Origin of the sequence: Natrialba sp. PRR66 (genome assembly GCF_034808065.1) — an archaeon.
GTDB classification, from domain to species: Archaea; Halobacteriota; Halobacteria; order Halobacteriales; family Natrialbaceae; genus Natrialba; species Natrialba aegyptia.
This window is the reverse complement of the sequence record NZ_JAXHGN010000007.1, coordinates 312,711-329,599: the sequence shown is the minus strand read 5'-3', so window position 1 is coordinate 329,599 and position 16,889 is coordinate 312,711. Positions and strand designations below refer to the sequence as shown.

General features: G+C 62.4%; 9 protein-coding genes. 3 read left to right on the top strand and 6 right to left on the bottom strand.

Annotated features, from left to right (window positions below):
• Window positions 1-195: 195 nt before the first annotated feature.
• A complete protein-coding gene (locus SM755_RS22250; RefSeq protein ID WP_323174612.1) occupies window positions 196-969 on the top strand; it encodes a glucose 1-dehydrogenase in 774 nt (257 codons plus the stop codon).
• Between the two features lie 97 nt (window positions 970-1,066).
• Here the strand turns inward: SM755_RS22250 and SM755_RS22245 are convergent, their stop codons facing one another.
• Complete coding sequence (locus tag SM755_RS22245) at window positions 1,067-2,296, bottom strand: cytochrome P450 (RefSeq protein WP_323174611.1); 1,230 nt, start codon at window positions 2,294-2,296, stop codon at window positions 1,067-1,069.
• A 1,300-nt stretch (window positions 2,297-3,596) separates the two neighbouring features.
• Here SM755_RS22245 and SM755_RS22240 point away from each other — a divergent pair.
• Window positions 3,597-5,342, top strand: coding sequence for an L-lactate permease (locus SM755_RS22240; RefSeq protein ID WP_006667076.1), 1,746 nt, complete (start codon window positions 3,597-3,599; stop codon window positions 5,340-5,342).
• Between the two features lie 268 nt (window positions 5,343-5,610).
• Here the strand turns inward: SM755_RS22240 and SM755_RS22235 are convergent, their stop codons facing one another.
• The 4 genes from SM755_RS22235 to SM755_RS22220 all read right to left on the bottom strand — a co-directional run bounded on the left by SM755_RS22235 (window position 5,611) and on the right by SM755_RS22220 (window position 12,456).
• Window positions 5,611-8,607: an FAD-linked oxidase C-terminal domain-containing protein gene (locus SM755_RS22235; RefSeq protein WP_323174610.1), complete on the bottom strand. Its 2,997-nt coding sequence runs from the start codon at window positions 8,605-8,607 to the stop codon at window positions 5,611-5,613.
• An 89-nt stretch (window positions 8,608-8,696) separates the two neighbouring features.
• The gene (locus SM755_RS22230; RefSeq protein WP_323174609.1) at window positions 8,697-10,058 is read right to left on the bottom strand and encodes a DUF4147 domain-containing protein; all 1,362 of its coding nucleotides are present in this window, start codon (window positions 10,056-10,058) and stop codon (window positions 8,697-8,699) included.
• Window positions 10,059-10,384: 326 nt separating this feature from the next.
• Window positions 10,385-11,323: a D-2-hydroxyacid dehydrogenase gene (gene ddh, locus SM755_RS22225; protein ID WP_323174608.1), complete on the bottom strand. Its 939-nt coding sequence runs from the start codon at window positions 11,321-11,323 to the stop codon at window positions 10,385-10,387.
• A 77-nt stretch (window positions 11,324-11,400) separates the two neighbouring features.
• Window positions 11,401-12,456, bottom strand: a complete 1,056-nt coding sequence (locus SM755_RS22220; protein ID WP_323174607.1) for an isocitrate/isopropylmalate family dehydrogenase — start codon at window positions 12,454-12,456, stop codon at window positions 11,401-11,403.
• A gap of 33 nt (window positions 12,457-12,489) precedes the next feature.
• On the opposite strand from SM755_RS22220, the gene SM755_RS22215 reads away from it, so the two are divergent.
• A complete protein-coding gene (locus SM755_RS22215) occupies window positions 12,490-12,711 on the top strand; it encodes a hypothetical protein (protein WP_323174606.1) in 222 nt (73 codons plus the stop codon).
• Between the two features lie 817 nt (window positions 12,712-13,528).
• Here the strand turns inward: SM755_RS22215 and SM755_RS22210 are convergent.
• Entirely contained in the window at window positions 13,529-16,495 is a 2,967-nt protein-coding gene (locus tag SM755_RS22210) for an FAD-linked oxidase C-terminal domain-containing protein (RefSeq protein ID WP_323174605.1), read from the bottom strand.
• Window positions 16,496-16,889: the final 394 nt, after the last annotated feature.

Genomic DNA, 16,889 nt, shown 5'->3' with positions numbered 1-16,889 from the left:
TTCGGATAACGGTGCTGCCACTACAATCCTCAAAACAATGATTGTTCTCATCTCCACTGAATAGGCTGATTTCACTCGTTACGACGAGTACTGCTGGACAAGCGAGCGGTCGGTGCGAGTGAAACCATTGTCACCGATCACCCAAAGCCAAAGGGATTTATTTACTGAACAGTTAGTTAGTCCCGAGGTACAATCGTGAACGGATTAGATGGGAAGACGGCCGTGGTAACGGGAGCGGGATCCGGAATTGGACGTGCGTCGGCAAAACGTTTCGCTGCGGAAGGAGCAAACGTGATTGTCGCGGATATCGCTACGGAAACTGGTCGTGAAACAGTCGACGTGATCGAGGACGCAGACGGTGACGCGACGTTCGTCGAAGTGGACGTCTCCGATTTCGAGTCGGTCGAGCGAATGGTCGATATCGCAGTTGATACGTACGGAAGCCTCGATTTCGCGCACAACAATGCGGGCATCCTCACGGGATTTGCCGAGGTAACCGACATCGGAGAAGAACAGTGGAATACACTCCTCGAGATCAATCTGAAAGGCATCTGGGCGTGTCTGAAGGCCGAGCTCCCTGTCATGGAGGAGCAGGGAAGCGGTGCGATCGTTAACACAGCATCCGAGTCCGGATTAGTAGGGATGGGCGGACTCGCCAGCTATTCGGCCAGTAAACACGGCGTCGTCGGTCTCACCAAAACGGTTGCCCTCGAGTATGCCTCGAGAGGGATTCGGATCAATGCGATAGCACCAGGCCCGACGAAAACGAACATCCAGGCCAATTCGCCGGGAATCGATACCGACCCTACGTCGATGCCGTTCGATACGTCGGCAATGACTGACGTCCCGATGGACCGCGTCGCAAAGCCGGCGGAGATGGCCGGTGCGGCTGCGTTCCTCTGTTCCGCTGATGCGTCGTATATTACTGGTCATACGCTCCCCGTCGACGGCGGGCAGGCAGCCGACTGAGTGCCGCCTCTCTGCTTTTCGTCCTACCCGGTTAGTGCGGCGATTGCTCGGAAACGGCGTGGTAATGGGCGTAGAGTACGCGAAGCCATTGAGAGAGCTATTTTGCAGGTGGAGCGGTTCTATTCACCTCACAGGGGAGCGATTTGAGACCGTATAGACTGTATAGCGGATCGAGATTCGAGAGATTCGCATCCAGCCGATCGAAGCGTTCGAGCAGTTGCTGCATGGCGACGTCTGCTTCCATCCGTGCAAGATGTGCGCCTAAGCAGAAGTGAACGCCCATTCCGAACGCCATGTGCCGGTTTGGACGCCGCTCAGGCCGAAATTCTTCAGGTGCATCGAAGATCTCCGGATCGCGGTTTGCGGCTCCCAGCCAGAGCGTGACGGCATCTCCGGCCTGAATCTGTTTTCCGTTTAGCTCGACGTCCGCTATGGCAATACGATTTAGTGATTGGACCGGAGACCGGTATCGAAGTACCTCTTCTACGACCTGTTTACGGTCGATCGCTCCCGTACGAACCGCATCCGTCAATCCCTGTTCTTCGAGGGACCAGATCGCGTTGGTGAGGAGATTCGTCGTGGTGATGTTGCCCGCGAGGAGCAAGAGTATACAGAACCCGACTTTCTCTTCCCTGGATAGTTCCTCCGTGTTCGCTGCGAGCGTGATAAAGTCGTCACCGTCGCCTCCGCGTCGCTCTGCCACTAATTTCGTGAAGTAGTCACTCATCTCCTGTCGGGCCTGCTGGCGCTCCTGCTGAATCCGCCGTATCTCCGTTTGAGTGCCGTTTTTAGGCCGCGCAATGAGCGCATCCGACCACGCTTTGAACTGATCGCGACGTTCAGCAGGAATGCCCAGTAATTCGGCGATGACTGTAACGGGAAACGGAATCGCAAACTCGTCGACGAAGTCGAACTGTTCCTCGCCCGCAAGCGCGTCCAATACGTCCTCGGTCACCGCCTCCACTCGCGGTTGGTACTCCCGAATTGACCCCGGCTGGAATCGCTCGTCGACAAATCCTCGAAGCCGGTTGTGTTCCGGCGGATCAACCGTGATCATCGTCTGGAGCATTCCCGTATCGTCTTCGGCGTCACTCGAGAACTCGTTGTCTTCCCGCGTTCGGCGAGCCGTAAACGCGTCGTGATCCTTCAGCACGCGGTCAACATCCTCGTACCGAAATATATCCCACATCTCTCGCTGCTCATCGAACCGAACCGGGTCCTCAGCACGCATCTCAGCGTACCAGTCAAACGGCGAGAGTTGTCCTTCTTGACTTCGGATGGCTTCGGGAGGCTGTTCCACTCCGACGGGTAGATCGGAGGACTGCATGTATTTACTGACTATTCAGTCAATCATAGTCCTTTTGGTTTCGTTACCAATTGGAATATCTAAAACAAACTCCCGTGACAGTCACGAGCGGTTTACCTCATCGTCCACGACCTGGGCCGCTAGCTGGGCGGGTATTGAACTCGTCGGCACACTTGGCACTAGCCACTGACCCTTCGGGGCTGTCCGCTGAGGCGATCTCTTCTGATTTCACAGCAGAACCCTGTTTAGACGGAAGCGAGACGACTCACACTACAGGTCTATCACGTCTGGCGGGACGCTGCGTATGTATCGATTTACTCACTGACTGTGAGCTGGCTGTGTTCGCAACCGGCCTTCTTATGTACTTACTAAACAGTTAGTTAGTTAGTGATGGGTAGTGATCGAAAGACATGCTCCGACGACGCAAATCACTCTCCGAATAGTGAACTCGAATGAACTCCTCTGTAACAGCAGAGTATGACTGAGCGCAGACACCCGCCGCCTCCTCGGACGATGAAAGGAAAGGGAGGAGGAATGACGATCGATTACCCGGCAGGATAAAGAGCCGCAAGAATTACTGCGGGATGCTGTCGGGCACTCGAGACACCCGGTTGACGGATCAGCAGAAGCATAGAGAACTGCAAAGCGAATACCGCTGTATTGCTGCTTCTATAAATAAATTGCCTGGATCATCCCCGTCTTGGTCGTGAGAGGAGACTGCAATACAGACCGAGTTATCGCTGATCGGTACTGTGGCAGTCGGGAGACAGCGAGACAATGGTCTCACAGCGGCAGTTCTCCAGAGATGACCGGGAAACACGATTCTAGCGAAACTGTATTTCTCAGTGATGGCTACGGCTAACTGGCTTCGCTTGCTCGAATAGGGCCGCGCGATCAGTTCAGTCGTGTTGATAGAACCGATTCAAGGATTTCAGTGCCTCAAATACACGGTGACCGCTTTTTACTCCGGAGGTGAATAGTCGGATGGGCGTCAGAGAATAGCTTGAATTACTCGCACACTACTGTAACATACAACGGAAAAATAGACAGGATACCGACAAATTTGGGCAGCCCTCAACTAGACGGATCCCATCTTTCTCTGTTGTCATTGATGTCGACTCAGAACCATATTTGCTCAGGACGATTGTTCACACATTCGATCGTTGATCAGATGAATAACCATCATTTTTATTAATACCATTATGATACAAGAATGTGAAGTGTTTGCAATGTCCAAGATACTTGTAATCACACCAGGCGTAAATCCGGATACCGGGCGGATAACCGCTACTTCGATCCGTTCTGCGGAGGTGGGCGAACGATGGTAGTCGAAATCGTCGCCGCGGCGTTGCCGCTGCTCATCGTCGCCGTGCTGATCGTCGGGCTGTTATGGCCGGCGACGCGTGCGATGCCGATCGCCTGGCTGGTCGCGCTCGGCGTCGGCTACGTCGTGTGGAACAATCCGCCAGACTATCTCGCGGCCGCGTCGATTGTCGGAGTGATGACGGCCCTCGAGATCCTTTGGATCGTCTTCGGCGCGCTCGTCCTGCTCTATACGCTGATGCAGGCCGGCGCGTTTGAGCGGATCAATCGGGGTTTCGCAACCATCTCGGACGACCGCCGCGTGCAGGTCGTTCTCCTCGGCTTCCTGCTCGCGACGTTCATCGAAGGAGCCGCCGGGTTCGGGACGCCCGCGGCGGTCGTCGCCCCGCTGTTGCTTGCGCTCGGCTTCCCGGCGCTCGCGGCCGTAATCGCGGCCATCATCGGACACATCATCGCCGTGACCTACGGGGCGGTCGGCACGCCGATCATCGTCGGCATTCAGGAACCGCTGTCGAGCGTCTCGTTCACGCAGGAAGCCATCTCGTCCCAGGGGATGACGGTCGCGGAGTACTCGGTCCAGGTGGCCGCGTGGGCGGCGACCTACCACGCGCTGGTCGGCTTCGTCATGCCGCTGTTCGCGGTCGGAATGGTCGTGTACTTCTTCGGTGAGGAACGCTCGATCCAGCCGGCCGTAGACGTCTGGCCGCTGTGTCTGTTCGCAGGGATCTCGTTCGCGATCCCCTATTGGCTGTCGGCCTGGTTTCTCACCGCCGAGTTCCCGTCGCTGATCGGATCCATGGTCGGCGCTGCGATCGTTGTCCCGACGCTCAGGGCCGGTTACTTCCTTCCAGAGGAGGAGTGGGACTTCCCGCCCCGCGAGGAGTGGCCCAGTTCCTGGGTCGGCACGATCGAACCGGGCGAGAACGGCGCCGGCACCGGGACCGCCTCCGGAGCCGCGGCCGCGGCTGACGGCGGGCAATCGATGACGCTGTTGAAGGCCTGGTCGCCGTACCTCTTTCTCGTCGTGTTGCTGGTCGTCACGCGTGTGTTCGATCCCATCACGGAGTTCTTCAACAGTTCGCTGTTCGTCATCGAGTGGTCGAGCATCTTGGGGACTCCCCACAGTGCGGCGATCGCGTGGGGACACGCACCCGGGATGTGGCTGGTCGTCAGCGCGCTCGTCGCCATCCCGTTGTTCGGCATGAGCGGCGGACAGATCAGCAACGCCTGGCGCGAGGCCGGCGAGAAGATCGTGGCGCCGTTTATCGCGCTCGTATTCGTCATCGCGATGGTGCAAGTAATGCTCCTGTCCGGTGAAGCGCCGGGAGCGCCCGCGGTCGGGAGCATGATCGAGGTGCTCGCGGTCGCGACGGCGAACGCGTTCGGACCGGTCTATCCCGCCATTGCGGCGTTGATTGGCGCCCTCGCTGCGGCGATGACGGGGTCGAACACCACTTCCAACATCACCTTCGGCGCGTTCCAGTTCGAAGCGGCGTCGGAACTCGGCCTCCCGACGCAGCTGATCGTCGGCGGGCAAGCCGTCGGCGGCGCGATCGGAAACCTCATCGCGATACACAACATCGTCGCCGCGCTCGCGACCGTCGGCCTGGTCGGCCAGGAGGGACGGGTCATGCGACTGAACCTGATTCCGCTTGTCTACTACGCGGCCTTCGTCGGCTTCTGGATGATGATCTTCGTGTACGTCATGCCCGACGTGCTGCCGTCGATCTTCGAGGTCTTCTAGCCATCTGGTGGCTGCCGTTCCGTTTTTCTCCGTTTTCGCCGGCCCGTCTCCTCTCGTCTGTGTCGCCGGAGACGAGAGTAGCCACTGAAAGTCAGTGCACACCTGATCGCCCGATGGCTGTGCGATCAGCGTGTAAACCGTTCAGTTATTACTATCGCGATCCGAGTACCGCATCAACTGGAACCGATGCGCCGGATTCGAAAGCAACCGCCGCCGACACTATTTGCCCGTCTTCCAGAAACGTTCACACGGCATCGGTGCGAGCGAGCTACGAGCCTCGCGACGTGAGCAGGTCGTTCACCTTCTCGACCGGGTGAGGCGGCCGCTCGTCGCGGGTCTCCCGGTCGCCGATCTGGCTCCGGCAGGACGCCCCCGGCGCGACCGGCGTGCCGTCGCTCTCGTCTAACTTCTCGTAGAGACGCTCGCCGATCGCCTTCGAGAGGTCGTAGTGTTCGGCCTCGTAGCCGAACGAGCCGGCCATGCCACAGCAACTGGACTCGATCGGATCGACCGCGTATCCCGCCCGCCGGAGCACGCCGACGGCGTGGTGATCCTTCCCAGTCGCCTTCTGGTGGCAGTGGCCGTGGTACGCGAGAGTTTCGTCCGTCTCGTCGAGCGGGAGTCGCTCGACGAGGCGGTACGTATCCATGAACTCGCTGATCCCGTACGCATGCGCGCTGACTCGCTCCGCGTCTGCCGTCGACACTAGATCGAGGTACTCGTCTTGAAACGCCACGGCATCGGACGGTTCGACGGCGATAATCTCGTAGCCGTCCTCGATGAACTCGGTGAATAGGTCGACGTTCCGCCGGGCGCGCTCCTCGGCGGCGTCGAGCATGCCGACCGAGTACGCCGCCCGACCGCTGGGGGCGACGTCGTCGGGGATTTCGACGTGGACGCCGGCCGACTCGAGCACGCGCACGGCGGCTTTCCCGGGCCGGGGGTAGCTGTAGTTCGTGTACGTATCGGGAAACAGCACGACCTTTCGATCGGCTTCCTCCGGGCTCACCCGCGGTCCGCGTTTCGCGAACCAGTCCTGCAGGGACTCCCGCCGGAACATCGGAAGCTCCCGCTCGGGCGCGATTCCGGCGACGTGCTCCATAACGAGGCCGCTCCCGGGGAGCTTCTGTCCGACGTTCGAGAGCGGCGCGAGCGCACTTCCGAGTCGCGAGAGCGTGTCGATGTTCCCGAACAACCGCTCTCGCAGTCCGACGCCCTCGCGCTCGTAGTAGTGGTACTTGGTCTCGGCCTTGAGCTTCGCCATGTCGACACCGGTCGGACAGTCGCTCTTGCAGCCCTTACAGCCGACACAGAGGTCGAGCACTTCCTTCTGAAAGCGCTCGGTGTACATTTCTTCCTCGGGAAGCTCGCCGGAGATGGCTGCCCGGAGCATGTTCGCCCGGCCACGGGTCGTCGCGATTTCGTCTTTCATCCCGCGGTAGGTGGGACACATCACGTCGTCGGTCTGCCGGCAGGTCCCGCAGCCGTTACACAGCTCCACCAGGTGCGCGAACCCGCCTTCATCGGAGAAGTCCAGCTTCGTCCGGGGCTCGATCGAGGTGTAGGTATCCCCGTATCGCAGGTTCTCTCGCATGTCCGTCGGTGCCTCGTCGGTGTAGACAACCTTCCCCGGATTCATCCGCCAGTCGGGGTCGAAGACCGATTTGACCTCCTGGAAGGCCGCCCAGAGGTCGTCGCCGTACATTTTCGGATTGAACGCCGTCCGCGCGAGCCCGTCGCCGTGCTCCCCGGAGAACGCCCCGTCGTGGTCGAGGACCAGATCGGTCACGTCCTCGGTGATCGAGTGCATCGTCTCGACCCCCGCCTCGTCCTTCAGAGTGAGGATCGGCCGGATGTGCAGCGTTCCGCTCCCCGCGTGCGCGAAATAGGCCGCGGAGGTGTCGTGGTCCTCGAGGACGGCCATGAACGTCTCGACGTACTCGGCGAGTTCAGCGGGCGGCACCGTCGCGTCCTCGATGAACGGGTACGGCTTCGGGTCGCCCTCGAGGCTCATCAACAGCGGAATGGCCGCCTTGCGGAGCTTCCAGAGGTCCGCCTGGTCGTCTTCGGTGTAGGCTTCCATCGCCTCGAAGGCGTCGCCCTCGTCGACGAAGTGGGCGTTCGTCCGCCCGATCGCCGCCTCGAAGTCGTCGTGGAGTTCGGAGTCGTACTCCAGCATCAGCGCCGCCACCGTCTCGTCTGGGATCGGTTCCTCGTAGCGGGAGAACTGTTCGGAGTCGCGGGCGAGCCGGAACAGTTCGTCGTCCATTAGCTCCACCGCGCTGGGAGCGAACTCGAGGGCTTCGGGGACCGCTTCGAGCGCGTCGACCAGGTCCTCGAAGCAGTAGAGGACGAGCGCCGTCTCCGCGGGCAGGGTCACGAGGCTGAGTTCGGCTTCGACGACCACGCCGAGAGTCGATTCGGCGCCGACGAGTAGCTTCGTGAGGTTGATGACGTCTTCGCCGGCCTCGTTCTCGTAGAGCACCTTGTTGAGGTTGTAGCCGGAGACGTTGCGCTTGAGTTCCGGATACCGCCGTTCGATCTCGTCGGCGTTCTCCTCGACGAGGGCGCGGACGGTTCGGTAGATCGCCGCCTCGCGGTCGTCTTTCGACGTGATCTCGTCCCACTCCTCGGAATCGAGGACGACTTCGCGGGTTCGAATGAGCGAGCCGTCGGCGAGGACGACCGTCAGCGCCTCAGTGTAGGCGTCGGTGATGCCGTACCGGACCGAGTGCGCACCGGTCGAGTTGTTCCCGATGCCGCCGCCGATCGTCGCCCGGTTCGACGAGGCGGGGTCTGGCGCGAACTTGAGTCCGTACTGCTCGAGGTGCTCGTCGAGGTGATCCTGGACCACACCCGGTTGGACGCGCGCCCGCTGCCGGTCGACGTCGACCTCGAGGATGTCGTCCATGTAAGTCGTCATGTCGAGCACGACGCACCCCGGTCCCACCGTCTGCCCGCCCAGCGACGATCCCGCCCCGCGCGCGATAACCGGAACGTCGTGGTCGGCCGCAACGCGCACGGCGTTGCGCACGTCTTCGACATCACGGGGGAGAACGGCACCCGCGGGTCGGGCCTGATAGATGCTGCCGTCGGTCGCGTACAAGACCTGCGCGTATTCGTCGAAGCGGACCTCGCCCTCGACAGCAGAGCGGAGGTCGGCCGCGAGAGCCGCGTACTCGCGGACGTCGTCGTAATCGGTATCGAGTTCATCGCGGAACTCCTCGTAGTTTCGGAGGCCGCCGGTGGGCTTTTCAACAGCCATTAGCAGTACCTGCGACATCAATAATGATAAACGCTGTGTCTGTCAAACTCACCCACGAGAAAGGGCGAGCGGGACAGCAGCGGCTGCGATCACGCGCTCGAGTCGTCAGAGACGACGAGAACGCGGAGATCGTTGACGTTCGTGCCGGTCGGTCCGGTGCGGACGATCGAATCGGCGTCCGCCAGGAGTGGCTGCGCGTCGTTGCGCGCCAGCGCGGCACGTCCCTCGTCGCGTGGAATCTCAGGCGGGGCCGCAATCGCGCCGGCGACCTCGGTCATACCGTCGATCCCGTCGGTGTCCACGCTCGCGACCACGATATCGTCAACGTCGAGTTCCACCGCCCCGCTCAGAACGAACTCTTGGTTCGGGCCGCCGCTTCCGTGATCGTCCGCGAGTGTGACCGTCGTTTCGCCGCCGGAGATGAGAACTGCGGGCGGGGCAACCGGTTCACCAGTGACGTGACACTCCTCGGCGATCGCGACGTGTGTGATCGCCGCGTCGCTGGCCTCTCCGCGCACGCGAGCGGAGAGCACGAGGGGCGTGTACCCACGCTCCGAGGCGACCGACCGAGCCGCGTCGATCGCGGTCCGACCGCTTCCGAGGATGTGGGAGTTGACCGTCTCCAACAGCGGATCCGTCGGTTTGACTGTTTCCGGATGCACTCCGCGGTTGCCCTCCTTTAGGTACGACGTTACCGCTTCGGGGGCGGACAGGTCGTACCGAGCCAGCACGTCGAGTGCGTCCGCGTACGTCGTCGGATCGGGCGCAGTCGGCCCGCTCGCGATCACGCCGAGGTCGTCGCCGATGACATCGCTCATGACGAGAGTCACAACTGTCGCCGGTGATGCAGCGCGGGCGAGCTTGCCACCCTTGATCGCCGAGCAGTGTTTCCGAACGGCGTTGATCTCGTCGATCGAGGCGCCACAGCGGAGCAGCGACTCCGTCACCGCCTGCAGGTCCGCGAGCGAGAGCGGTTCGACCGGAGCCGGAAGCAGCGCGCTCCCGCCGCCGGTAACGCAGGCGAGGACGAGATCGTCGTCACCGGCGCGTTCGGCGGTGTCGAGGACGCGCTCGGCGCCGTTGACGCCGCGTTCGCTCGGAATCGGGTGATCGCCGTCCAACTCCGCAACGACCGACGCGCCGGCCGGATCGTCGGTGACGACCACCCCCTCAGTTATCCACGGTCCAATAATCTCCTCCAACGTCCGCGCGAAGTGACCGGCCGCGTTACCACCGCCGACGACGAAAACCCGCTCGTACTGCGCCAGATCGTACTCGGCCGACTCGTCGTCGAACTCGCCGTCGATGCGGAGCAGCCCGTCGTCGACCGACACCGTCTCCTCGACGATCGCCTCCGGATGTGCGGCCTCCATTCCGGCGACGAGGCAGTCGAGGGCGAGTGCGTGTGCCGGTGTCCGTTCGAGCGCGCTCCGATTCGCAATCGTGACCATACGTTGGTATGAATAGGCTCCCTTATAGGTTATCGGGACGAGTTCGATTACGAGCGCACATCCGATCTGCCGCCGGTCCCTGTCGATACACGCTCCGTACCGGCACCCTCGGTAGTATCTTTAGTAGTGAAGCTGGTAAAGAGGAACGCATGTCACTAGAGGGTGACTGCTGCATTATTATCTCTCCAAATTAGGAAGAAAACATCCATAACTACGATGAAACCGACGAACACACAACGGGGCTCCCGCTGGCGTACTCCTCCCGGCGTCCCGCGTGCGTGTCGAGCCATCGACGAACGGGTCGGTCGTACTCGGTCTCGTCACCGTCAGGCGACGCGGTTCTTCAGGATATCGCCCGATTGGTACCGCTGTACGTTCTCCACGACGAGATCGGCGATATCGAGGTGGTACCGATTCGTCGCGGACCCCTTGTGGGGAGAGATGATGACTTCATCGAGGTCCCAGAGGGGCGAGTCGTCCGGGAGCGGTTCCGTCTCGAACACATCGAGTCCCGCACCCGCGATCCGGCCGTTCTTGATCGCCGCGATGAGCGACTCCTCGTCGACGACGGGACCGCGAGCGACGTTGATAACGAAGGCGTCGTCTCGCATCGCCGTGAACTCCTCGTCGCTCAGCAATCCCTCGGTCTCCGGCGTGTGCGGGACCGTGAGAACGACGAAGCGAGCGTTCTCGATCGCATCGTGGAGGCGATCCGGGTCGAAGAGTTCGGAGACGCCCGGGACCGGTTCGTCGGAGCGTCGAACCCCGACGACATCCATCCCGAGGGCGTCACAGCGAGTCGCAACCGCTTCGCCGATGGTCCCGAGGCCGACGACGCAGACGCGTTCGTTCTCGATCGTGAACGGGCGATCGTACGGCGGCTCCCACCAGCTTCGCTCGTTCTGGTGATCGCGGTAGCGGTGGCCTAAACGAGCGAGCGAGAGCATGAAGGTGAGCGCGAGTTCGCCGACCGTCGAGCCGTGGATGCCGGAACTGTTCGTGAACGCCACGCCGGCCGCGTCGTACGCGTCGGTATCGAACTCGTCGTAGCCGGCGCGAATGCAGTGGACCCACCCCGCGTCCAGGAACTCCGGTCGCGGTGCGTACGTCGCTATCGCGTCGGAGGCGTCGTATTCGCGACCGTCGCCGACGAGTTCGGCGGGGATCGATACCTCGTCGAACGCGTCGACGAACGCGTCCTGGGGAATGACGTTTTCGACCGATTCGTGGACGTATAGTTGGTCGAGCTCCGTTCGCTCGGTCATACCTATTGCTCTCCGGGGATCGAATTGAATGTTACGGACGTATGAGAAGTGAATCGGCCGTCGTCTCGGAACCAGCGTTAGAGTCGGGTACGAAGATCCGCGACGACCTGCGCCGTCGTTGCGGACCCGCCCAGATCCGGCGTCCGGGGGGCGTCAGAATCCGCTAGCTGATCGGTGACGGCGCTCCAGACCGCATCTCCGGCCTCGGTTTCGTCGAGGTGGTCGAACAGCATCGCGGCGGAGAGGATCGTTGCGAGCGGGTTCGCGACGCCGTCGCCGACGATATCGGGTGCGCTTCCGTGGACCGGCTCGAACATCGACGGGTATTCTCCCGAGACGTTGATGTTGGCCGACGGGGCAAGCCCCATGCTCCCGGTGATAATCGCCCCGATATCGGTCAGGATGTCGCCGAAGAGATTCGACGCGACGACGACATCGAACGCTTCCGGTCGGCGGATGAAGTCCATGCTCGCGGCGTCGACGAGCAGCCGCTCGACCGTCACGTCCGGGTACTCGGCCGAGACGTCCTCGACGATCTGATCCCAGAATACCATGCTGTGGGCCTGCGCGTTCGATTTCGTGATGCTGGTCACCCGTCCCTCGCGCTCGGTCGCAGCCTCGAACGCGGCTCGCACGATCCGCTCGGTCCCGGTTCGCGTGAACACCGCGCTCTGGATCGCGACCTCGTGGCCGTGGCCGGGGTGCTCCTGCCCGCCCATGTCGGCGTACTCCCCTTCGGTGTTCTCGCGATACACGACGAAATCGATGTCGCCGCCATCGTACCCCTCGAGCGGGCTCTCGACGCCGTCGAAGAGGATCGCCGGCCGCTTACAGATGGCCTGGTCGAACCCCTTCCGGATCGGGAGGAGCAGATTGTTCAGCGTCACGTGGTCGGGCACGTCGGGGTGGCCGATTGCGCCGAGCACAATTGCGTCGTACCCCGCGAGTTCGTCGAGTCCGTCGTCGGGCATCATCGAACCGCTCTCGAGGTATCGTTCGGAACCCCAATCGTACCGCACCAGTTCGAGGTCGAACTCGAACCGTTCCGAGACATCGTCGAAGACCGGTTGTACCGCATCGATGACTTCCGGTCCGATACCGTCCCCCGGGATAGTCGCCACTTCGTGTACCATGAACTGTGGTATCGTTCGACAAATAATAAGTCTATGGAATGGAACATCACACCGGACAACGGCGTCGATTCGCAGACGGACCACGAGTTCGTCGAACGGCCGTGCCCGGCCGATCTTGGTCGCGGATTCGTCGTGCGGGAACCGCAAAGAGCGTCTTCGTATCACCAGTCCGTCGTCGACGCCGAGCGGCGTTCGCCGTGTTCGTTCTCACGGAACGGATTCGGCCGATCGAAACGATGGGACAGCGACGACTGAACCGGCATGAGATGGCGCTGGTAACCCGCGGTGATAGAACGCTATCGCACATCCGTTCTCTATATCAGAATGGCTTGGGAACACACCGCACGAGACCGCTGCATCACGAGGATGCTCGTGTCCCGCCTATTTACGGGCATACAGATGTAAACTCCGTCCGACCGGTCGGACGAATGACCGTTCTGCTCCACGAACCATATAAACTGTCCAGGAATCGGACGTTCTCTGTCTCAGAATACTCAGAGACCGAGCTCCCGTTCACGCAGCGAGGGATCGGCTGTGATTCTCGGGGAGTTTGCGAGACGTTCGGGCGTCGTCCGAACTCGGTTCGCAGCAGACAGTGTGACCGCCGGAAACCGGTCGATCGAGCGGTTGTGCGACGGTACAGTTGTAACTCGATACGATCCCGGATATTCGGACGTTCTCGTATGTAGAACTCGACACCTCGAGCGACGCGCGGGCGCAGCCACCGGGCGCGATGGAGGTACCACACGTCTCGAGTCGGTCGTCAGGATCTCGAATCGACGGTCGATGAAATCGGGGAACGGAACAGACATCTCCGAGGCCGCTGAACTCGAGTCGAAGTGGTCGTCCGAAACGCGGAAGAGTTTGCCCGTTTCGTCGCTGCCTCGCGTATCATCCGCTCCGGCCTGACCGCGTGACGCCACCGACGACCGTTCCGGAACGAGTTCGTCGCGAGTTCGGCAGCGTTTCAGTTCGGGATCCCGATCGGTTGTGAACCGGAACCAGAACCAGCACCGGAACCAGAACCAGCACCGGGACCAGAACCAGCACCGGGACCAGAACCAGCACCGGCTCAGGCGATCGCGTCGGCGAGTTTCGTCACCGGGTGTGGAGGATTGTCGTCGTACTCGTCGCCGATCTGCGTTCGACAGGAGGCACCCGGCGCGACAACGCTGTCGCCGTCGCCTGCCTCGATCTGGTCGAAGAGCAGTCGGCCGATGGCGCGACTCATCGAGTAGTGTTCAGCCTCGTAGCCGAACGAGCCGGCCATCCCGCAGCAGCTGCTGTCGAGCGGATCGACGCCGTATCCCGCCCGCCGTAACACGCCGACGGCGTGGTGGTCCTTGCCGGTCGCCTTCTGGTGGCAGTGGCCGTGATAGGTGAGTTGCTCGCCGACAGTCCGGAACTCGAGGGACTCGTCGAGCCGATGGACATCAACGTACTCGCAGACGCCGTAGGTGTTCTCGGCGACCGCGTCGACGTCGCTCCCGGTCAAGAGGTCCCGATACTCCGACTGGAACATGACGGCGTCGCTCGGCTCGCACACGACGACGTCCCAGCCGTTCCGAACCCTGGGAACGAGCGCGTTCACGTTCCGATCGGCCCGCTCGCGCGCGTCGTCCAGAAACCCCTTCGAGAAGGCCGGCCGGCCGCTCGAAGTCACGCCGTCCGGAAGCTCGACGCGGACGCCGGCGGCCTCGAGCACGCGAACGGCTGCTTTCCCGATTTCGGGGTCGTTGTAGGTCGTGTACACGTCCGGGAACAGCAGGACGTTGCGCTCGGCGGCGTCGGGGTCGACCCGCGACTCGCGGGATTCGAACCAGTCGACGAACGTCTCGCGGTGGAACGTCGGCAGCGACCGCTCGCGGGCGATCCCGATCGTTTTCTCTAGCACCGTCCGCGCGCCCGGAACCTTGCTCGCGTAGTTCGACAGCGGCGCGGCGGCGCTGCCGAGCGTCGAGAGGATACCGATGTTCGCGAACAACCTGTCCCGCACCGACGCGCCGTGGCGCTCGTGGTACTCGTGTTCGACCTCCGCTTTCAGCTTCGCCATATCGACCTCGCTCGGACAGTCCTTCGAACAGCCCTTACAGCCGACACAAAGATCCATCACCTCGGTGACGAACTCGTCGCTGAACGCCTCTTCCGGCGGGAGGTCCCCGGTCATCGCCTGCCGGAGCATGTTCGCTCGACCCCGCGTGCTCGTAATCTCTTCCCGGGTCGCCCGGTAGGTCGGACACATGACGCCGCCGGTTCCCGCCTGGCTACCCCGACAGCCGCCGCAGCCGTGACAGAGTTCGACCATGCCCTGGAACCCGTTCTCGTTGTCCCAGTTAAGCACCGGATCGAACCCGGCCTCGAACCGGCTGTCCGGGCCGAACCGGAGATGCTCGGTCATGTCGTGATCGCCGCAGACCGAGCCCGGATTGAGCAGCCAGTCCGGGTCGAACGCGGTCTTTAAGCCGCGGAAGAGCTGCCAGACGTGCTCGCCGTAGAGTTTCCGATTCCACTGGGTGCGCGCGCGGCCGTCGCCGTGCTCGCCGGAGACGCTCCCGCCGTATTTCACCGCGAGATCGGTCGCGTCGTCCGAGATCGACTCCATCGTCTCGACGCCCGCCGCGGTCTTCGTGTTGACCAGGGGACGGATGTGAATACAGCCCGGACCGGCATGGGCGTAGAAGCTACCGAACGTGTCGTGGTCTTCCATGATCTCCTGGAAGTCGGCGATGTACTCGGAGAGGTGTTCGGACGGAATCGCGATGTCCTCGATGAACGCGATGTGTTTCTCGTCGCCGGTCCGGGAGAGCAAAATCGGCGTCGACGCCTTCCGCATCTTCCAGAGGCGCTGCTGTCGCTGCTCGTCGTAGGCCGTCAGCGCGTCGAACGCGAGTTCACCCGCTCGGTCGTCGAGCAGCCGCTCGACCGTCTTCCTGCGGTCGGCGTCGTCCGCGGCGTAGAACTCGACGAGCAGGAACGAGTTCGTCCCCTCCGGGAGGATGTCGACGACGTCGGCGAACTCCTCGGTGTCGCGGGCCAGGTCGAGCAACACGTCGTCCATCACCTCGACTGCCGCCGGATCGTGGTCCAAGATTGCGTCCACGTCGTCCATCGCGTCGAGCAGACTGCGGTAACAGAGCACCGCGACGGCCTTCGTGTTGGGGATCGGTTCGAGCGATACCTCGGCCTCGGTGACGATGCCGAGCGTGCCCTCGCTCCCGACCAGTAGCCTCGCGAGGTTGACGGTCCCGGTCGCCGCGTCGTCGACCAACCCGTCGAGGTTGTAGCCCGAGACGTTTCGCTTCAGCGTCGGGTAGGCGGCCTCGATCGCCTCGCTCTCGTCGTCGATGAGCCGGACGACCGCGTCGTGGATCCGCTCGAGCAACTCGCCGTCCGGGTCCGCGCTCGCGCGGAGTTCGTCGACGGCACTTTCGCCGAAAGTCGTCACCGTTCCGTCGGATAGCACGACTTCCACCTCCTCGACGTAGGCGTCCGTCTTGCCGTACTTCAGGGAGTGTGCGCCGGTCGTGTTGTTCCCGATCGCCCCGCCGAGCGCGCTGCGGTCGGCGGTCGACGGATCGGGCGCGAACTTCAGCCCGTGAGGCTCGAGCGTCCGGTTGAGCTCCCCAATCGTGACCCCCGGCTGGGCGCGGGCCCGCCCCGAATCGGGGTCCACCCGCGTCACGTCGTTCATGTCGCGCGTGAAATCGAGGACGACCGCCTCGTTGACCGTTTGCCCGGCCAGGCTCGTCCCGCCGCCCCGCGGAAGGACCGGAATCCCGCGCTCGGCGCAGTAGTTCATCACCGTCGCCACGTCGTCGGTCCCGGTCGGATAGACGACGCCGATGGGGAGGACCTCGTACGCGCTGGCGTCGGTCGCGTACATCTCCCGCGAGTACTCGTCGAAGCGGACTTCGCCGTCGACGCGCGCTTCGAGGGCCGCCGTGAGGTCCGGGCGGTTCGCCGTCTCGGTTCGATAGTTGTACTCCGCACGACTGTCGATCGCTGGGTCTCCGTCGGTCGGTCGGTCGTTCGTAGCCATGTGTGTTCGGTGTGTGCTGGTATCGTCTCGGACGCCCGCATCTCGGTAGTGCAAGCGAGAACGGCGTTCGTCTCCCGCACGGGGCTGGCACAAGACGTGAATCCACGCCCCCGGTCGCTCTCCCACCGAACGTCGAACCGAATACGGGGGGACGCGACCTCGCGACCGTTTGCGGATCCTGCCGCAGCTACCGGTCGGTTGCTACTTGCTTGCACGTTCTGTGCGTGGTACACGTTAGTACAGGGAATGCACATAACTGTTGTGCCGCTTCGCGTCGCGATTCGACGGAAGATCGGACTGGACTGGACCGGACTGAACCGGACCGAACTCGCGACCGACCCAACGAATAAATAACCCGGCACCGTGTCCCGAACTACGCGCTGCTCGGACGCCG